The following is a 6,258-nucleotide window of genomic DNA, read 5'->3' as shown; positions in this document are numbered from 1 at the left end:
ACTCGGCGCTGGGCTATAAATCGCCGTGCATGTTTAGAAAAGAGCGACCGTGTCAGGCTCTGGAAACTGACGCTAACTAAGCATCAGGCTGTGTCCGGGAATAACGGGGCAAGATCATACGTTGGAGGAGATCGCAATGATTTGTGACTATCTTGACAAGCACTCGGCTCTACCGATGCGTGACATTATCCACTTTGCAATCGAATCCGCTATGCGAATCGACGAGATTATACGCCTTAGATGGATCGATCTGAATCACGTCGATAAAACCATAATCATTCGAAACAGAAAGCATCCTCGGCAAAAGATCGGGAATGACCAAGAAGTACCATTACTAGGAAACGCTTACGAGATAATCGGTAGACAACCACGTCCGACGGAAATTACACCGAGCTGCCGTATTTTCCCGTTTAATGTTAAAACGATTACCACAATCTTCCCCCGCGCGAAAAGCGCTCTTAAGATCAAAGATCTTCACTTCCACGACTTGCGTCATGAAGGAATTTCACGACTCTTCGAAAAAGGCTACCAAATACACGAGGTTGCGCTAGTGTCTGGCCATCGGGACTGGAAAATGTTAGCCCGGTACACGCAACTGAAAGCTAAAGATCTTCATCGCGATTAAGCGTGCGTTTCCTGATTTGCACAGTGCTGCGTAGAGTGACAGAACCCAGTTGCCATCAAGGAATAGTAATTTCCAGATTGCATTGAGACTTAAGGGAGAGACAGATATCACCTAAAAACTATTGCACATGGGCTTTATCGACCCTAGAATTAGTATCACCTCCTGGATTGCACCCTAGATTTAGTGTTTTTCCTCCGGGAACTGCAACGCTACCCCTGTAGAGTTGTGTGTCTTGCTGTCTACCGAACACTCAATTGTCGTGGCGAGCATCCGTATCTAAAGTGAGAAGACCATGCCGTTTGAAATTGAATTTCATCCTGTTGGCGAAGCCTCGAAAGCCGGTGATGCGATTACTATTCGCTACGGCGTACCTGGCCAATATAAGATCATGGTCATCGATGGGGGTACTGAAGACTCCGGCCAAGCGATTGTTAACCACATCCGCACTGTTTACGGACTCGGTAGCGTCATTACCGACATGATTAGTACCCACCCAGATGGCGACCATTGTTCGGGCTTGCGGACGATCATGCGTGAGTTGCCCGTCGAACGCCTGTGGATCCACGGGCTGTGGTATCACGCAGCGACAATGTTGGAACTCTTTGCAGATCAACGCTGGACGACACAAGGTTTAGCTAACGCAATTCGAAAGGAATATCCTCTCGTCGACGAGATCATTAGCTTGGCTTTCGAAAAAGGTGTAGCTGTCTATGAGCCGTTTGCAGGTGAGAAGATTGGCCCCTTTACGGTGCTCTCTCCAAATAGAGATGCCTACCGTCACCTCGTACCGCAGTTTCGCAAGACGCCGGAATGCAACGTTGACTTACTCAAGGTACGCAATATCTGGCTCGGCGATGGACAGAAGAACATTCTCACTGCCCTTCTAAAATCGCTGGCTGAAGCAGCGGTCAACTGGATACCCGAAAGCTGGGCCGGGGAGCGCCTGCAAGAGGGGGCCGTCACTGCCGCAGAGAACGAGTCCTGCACGGTCCTGTACGGCGACTTTGACGGCTCCGGCATCTTATTAACAGCTGATGCGGGCGTAATGGCGTTGAATTGGGCCTGCGAGAATGCAATTGCGATGGGTATCGATATCACGCAAGCCAAGCTCATCCAGGTGCCGCATCACGGTAGCCGTAGCAATGTTACGCCGTCGCTACTGAATCGTCTCATTGGGCCGATTCTACCGCCGAATACTCCTGAAACGAAAAAGGCCATCGTTTCCGCTCCAAAAGACGACGCCAAGCATCCCCGCAAGATGGTTTTGAACGCATTCAAACGCCGCGGTGTTGGCGTGCGCAGTACTCAAGGCAGTCGTTACCGCTATCACAACAACATGCCAAGTCGGGCTACAGAGAAGAGCGCCGAAGTTTTTGAGTTCTTCAGCCAAGTTGAAGCTTATGACTGACCTGTTGAAACTGATCTTTGATGCCTATTCACGCCAAGCGCGCCTCTATCCTGCATTACTGACACTCGTACCACCATTAACCTTGATTGCTGCGCTTTGGCCGGACCTCTTGACCTTGACCAGTCTACCTGGTCTAGTAGGATTTACCGCAGCCTTTGGTGTGTTATATGCACTGGCGTCCTTTGCCCGATCCCGCGGCAAGCAGGTTGAGAAGCGCTTGTTGAAAGTCTGGGGCGCATGGCCGACCACTATCTGGCTGCGTCATCGAAGCATGTTTGTCCAAAAGCCGACACTGGCGCGTTACCACCAATTTCTGGCGGATCATGTGCCCGACTGGGTGAGGCCGTTGGAAGCGGACGAGCAAGCCGATATTGAGAAAGCCGATTCGTATTACGCATCGGCGGTCGATTGGTTAAAGGAGCAATGCCGGGGGCCGGATTTTCCGATGGTGGAAAAGGAAAACACAGAATATGGATACCGGCGCAATCTTCGTGGTATCCGGAACGTAGGCGTTAGCGTTTGCATAGGTGGCATCATTGCCGCGCTCGGTATGCTCGAGTACCGCTACGGTGGAAGCGAAAGTGTGTCGGCCTTCATCCAGCCAAGGCATCTTTGGGCTCTGCTTTCCTCCGCGACCGGCGCCGCCATCGTATTCAATCTTTTTGCCGTCGCGGCTTGGCTAACGACCGTCAACGATGACTGGGTGCGTGAAGCCGCTGACCAGTACGCACGCGCGCTGCTAGCTAACTGCGATGACAGCCGAACTATCGCCGCGATGCTGGTGAAACAAGGGACTGTAGCCACCCAACCTTAGGAGTCAGCGGTGAACATGAATGACTATGAACGGCTCTTTGGGCGCATCAGCTCGACCGAGGCGGCCACGCTGAAGTCCGTGATGGAGGTCGACAAGATCAGGTCGCTCTTCCCCAGCATACATGACCCAATCGGCGAGTATGTTCGTCGCCTTCAGGAGGAAGAGAAGGCTCAACGCGAACAGTTGCTGCGTGGCGCTATCCCTCAAACGGCCGTCGAACACCTGAAACAACAGCTAGGTACGATAAGCAACGTCGGCACCATAGCCCATGCTCTTGAATTGCAGAACCGCGACTTGCTCCAGCTTATTCGCGGTCGCCCAGCATATGAACTGGCGCAGTTTAGCCACCACACCGATCAAATTGCGTCGATTGCGGCAACGCTACAACTTCAAAATGAAGCCTTCAGAAGGCAAGTCTTTGGTACAGACACATTCGAACAGGCAAAAGCGCTGGCGCTGGCGTCTGAGCGGTATCACCTAGACGATTACCTAGACAGCTTCCGCACAGCTACGGGGTCACTGACGGACAAGATGCTATATCTTGGAAGCCTTGATTCGATCCGCTCGCCTGACACACTTAAGGCTTTCGTCCACGCATCGACTGTTGCTGACATCTTGAGCGTGAGCAACGGCTTTGATAATCAAGCCCGGCAGGCGTGGATGTCCCTTACGAGTCAGATCTCGCCGCATTTTGATACGATCCAAGAATATGGAAAAGTGTTGTCGGCGGCAGGCTTGTCGATGCCCCGTTGGCCTCACCCGCGGTTACTGACAATCGGTGAAAAGAAGCGCCGCCTGCACCAACGCGTTCAACATCGTACTGACACCAGGTATGCGAAGAAGGCTTGGCCAGTGCTTCACAGGCTGGAAGTGTCGTTGCGTGACGTTATCAGTAGTCAGATGGAACAGCATTATGGGGAGGACTGGCCGCACGAACGCCTGCCGCAATGCAATTGCAAAGGCCTGCTCGGCAAGTGGCAGAAACGAGGTGGCGATGTTCTCGACCATGCGGACTACGCCCATTACATTGACATCATGTGCAATCCTGAGCACTTCGAAGTCATCTTCTCATTTGGTTTCGAAGATCCGGATGCCCTTAAAGCGCTGCTGACTAGGGCTAAGGACCTGCGAATCCCGGTGATGCATTCCTTGGAATTTACTCAAGAGGACCTTCGCAATATGCGGGTAACGTGGAGGGCACTCGAAACTGGGTTAGTGCATCTGACCAGCGATGTGGATTCTGGCTTTCACTGAGCACAAACAAGTCGCCAATGGAAAGAGCGCGTCTCGCAATGTATGACACGTATCAGACTACGATGAAGACGCGCTAGATCTCGAAACGATCGTTACCAGAGGCTACCTATCTCTCTCTACCGTTCTCGCTTTCGGCGGTTTTCCTTGGTCGATGACTTTGTCGACCGTCTTCGTATGTGTATCGATATCAGTAGTTTTAGTAGGAACCGAGTATATTTTCGGCCCACGTATCTGCGTGCCAGATGTGATCTTCTCAACCATATGGCGCCGTGCCATCTGAACAAATTCTTCTCTCGCCTCCTCGGGTAGTCGGTCTGTAGCAAATGCCTCAGCTGCTGCAACGACTCCGTAGGCTGGAGCTAAATCTGGATACTTTTTTACGACAAGCGCTGGCTCGTCCTCTTGGAACGCCTTTGCCTTTGCGGTGAATTGTGGATCGGGTTGCAAATCGCCAGGCGTCGGCGCCTTCGCCGGGGCATGTGTTGGAGTGGCTGTTTGGGCAGAGTTGTCCCGCGCCGCCGGCTGCTGTGTAGGCGGCGACTTTGGCTTACTGTTCTTTTCCTGGGCTGTACCTTTCTCGACGGTGTTATTTGCCGGTCTATTCTCGAGGTCTGCTAAGTCAAGGGCTGTGGGCTTGTAACCGGCCACTGTCATACCCGTCTGTGTCGCTTCCAGCCACGCGCTGCGGCGAAAATCCTCACTCCCCTTGACGGTGATCGTGTCCCATCCACGTGCTTTTGCGATCTCGACCAACGAACGGACAACATCCGGATCGGTGCCACGTGTAGCGAGTCTGTTGCCCCGATCTGAGAACGCGGGCGTCCTATCTTGAAAATAATACTCGCGGCCAACTTTAAGAAAGCGCCGTGCCACAGATTCCGGCACAACGCCTGATCTATCGTCGACCGCTGCCTGGATGTCTACTGACTTGTTCAAGAAGACCTGTGCGCCAGTTGCATGTGCCGTGCCTTTCTTATTCGGGCCCAACTGCCAGCTACGAGCCCAGTTCGCCATGCCGCCAAGAGCAAGGCCTAAGCGCCGAACAAAGCCTGGGCGCGGTACTGGTCTCGGCCTGTTCTTCTCACTTGGCGCTGCGGACGCAGCCGGCTGCTCAGCGAAGTTCTCGGCGGTCGCAGACTGCTGCGCTGCAGTTGCTGGAGGCGCAGCAGAATCTTGCTGCGCCGCGGTCACCAACTGCACTGGGCTCCGCTCAATCGAGTTTTCGAGCCCCTTCAATACCTTCGGACCAAACCTCGCTTGTGCCTCTTCCAGCATGCTATGAGCGCGCTTGTCATCGTCCTGTCTTAGCTGGCTGTTCTGGACGTGCGTGGGCGCTGTCCCAGCCATAAGGTCCAGCGTGCGGAGTCGAACGACGATGGGCAGGTAGGTCTGATATGTAGTGATCTTCTGCTGATACGACGGGATAGCGACATTAGCTGGCTTCTGCTTTCTAGGTTCAGAATCCTCGCGTGTGGCTTGCGCAGCCACGTGGCCCTGATCACGTCCGCCCCGCTTTGCTAACGCGTCAGCGAAGAGTTGGAAGGCTGGGCTGGCTGGACGAGAATTGGCGACCAAATATGCATTTGTCAGCCGACTATCTGCCTCGAGCTGCTGCATGTGCTTGAAGTGGTATTGCACGAACGCTAGGCTGTCTGGACTTAGCTTCAGAACGTCGGCGACCGTCGCCTCCTGCTTACCTAGGAACTCAATTGCGGCAGGTGTAATCGGCGGTATGTCGTTACCTGCGGGCGCTACGGGGCCTAGGGAGTCCGCCACCTTGCTTGTCCTCTTGGCCGACGTGCGCTTAGGCTTGCTTACAACTTCCGCCTGGTCGTTTACCCCCTCAGCAGACTGTGACTTAGCGCGCTTTGCGCGCGCCGGTTTGGATGCTGGCGTAATGGGGTCGAGAGTTTTCGTGTGAGCCTCGTTTTGGCCATTTTCCGTCTTAATGCGCCCGGCCTTCTGTGTCCCGTTCAGCCCGTTTTGCGGCTTGTCGCCTCCCCGTTGAGCGGCCGCCTTAGATCTGGCCGGTTCCTCAAAGGGGCCAACTGATAGCGCGGATTCTGCTCGTGCGTCCCCCCGATCAAAAGGAAAGGGTTCTACGTGGGCTCCCGACAAAGGATGCTGGGGGTTGCTGACTTCGTTCTGTGTGCTCAT

The 6,258-nt window shown here is 53.9% G+C and carries 5 protein-coding genes; 4 read left to right on the top strand and 1 reads right to left on the bottom strand.

Annotated elements, in window-relative coordinates:
• Positions 1 to 136 precede the first annotated feature (136 nt).
• The 4 genes from AC56LU_RS22040 to AC56LU_RS22025 all read left to right on the top strand — a co-directional run bounded on the left by AC56LU_RS22040 (position 137) and on the right by AC56LU_RS22025 (position 4,101).
• Positions 137 to 625: a site-specific integrase gene (locus tag AC56LU_RS22040; protein ID WP_497177737.1), complete on the top strand. Its 489-nt coding sequence runs from the start codon at positions 137 to 139 to the stop codon at positions 623 to 625.
• 292 nt (positions 626 to 917) lie between these two features.
• A complete protein-coding gene (locus tag AC56LU_RS22035) occupies positions 918 to 2,033 on the top strand; it encodes a ComEC/Rec2 family competence protein (RefSeq protein ID WP_497177736.1) in 1,116 nt (371 codons plus the stop codon).
• Complete coding sequence (locus tag AC56LU_RS22030; RefSeq protein WP_497177735.1) at positions 2,026 to 2,847, top strand: hypothetical protein; 822 nt, start codon at positions 2,026 to 2,028, stop codon at positions 2,845 to 2,847. Before AC56LU_RS22035 ends, AC56LU_RS22030 begins: the two co-directional genes overlap by 8 nt.
• Positions 2,848 to 2,862: 15 nt before the next feature.
• Positions 2,863 to 4,101: a hypothetical protein gene (locus tag AC56LU_RS22025; RefSeq protein WP_497177734.1), complete on the top strand. Its 1,239-nt coding sequence runs from the start codon at positions 2,863 to 2,865 to the stop codon at positions 4,099 to 4,101.
• 102 nt (positions 4,102 to 4,203) lie between these two features.
• On the opposite strand, the gene AC56LU_RS22020 is transcribed toward AC56LU_RS22025, so the two are convergent.
• Positions 4,204 to 6,258: an LPD7 domain-containing protein gene (locus AC56LU_RS22020; protein WP_497177733.1), complete on the bottom strand. Its 2,055-nt coding sequence runs from the start codon at positions 6,256 to 6,258 to the stop codon at positions 4,204 to 4,206.

It is taken from the genome of Telluria sp. PB2R4 (assembly GCF_059685695.1).
The sequence above is the reverse complement of the archived record's forward strand: the minus strand, read 5'-3'. Positions and strand labels throughout refer to the sequence as shown.

Bases quoted from the DNA above. Each gene is read 5' to 3' on its own strand.
- AC56LU_RS22030 (WP_497177735.1), top strand. From the start codon at position 2,026: ATGACTGACCTGTTGAAACTGATCTTTGATGCCTATTCACGCCAAGCG.
- AC56LU_RS22035 (WP_497177736.1), top strand. From the start codon at position 918: ATGCCGTTTGAAATTGAATTTCATCCTGTTGGCGAAGCCTCGAAAGCC.
- AC56LU_RS22040 (WP_497177737.1), top strand. From the start codon at position 137: ATGATTTGTGACTATCTTGACAAGCACTCGGCTCTACCGATGCGTGAC.
- AC56LU_RS22020 (WP_497177733.1), bottom strand. From the start codon at position 6,258: ATGAGCACACAGAACGAAGTCAGCAACCCCCAGCATCCTTTGTCGGGA.
- AC56LU_RS22025 (WP_497177734.1), top strand. From the start codon at position 2,863: ATGAATGACTATGAACGGCTCTTTGGGCGCATCAGCTCGACCGAGGCG.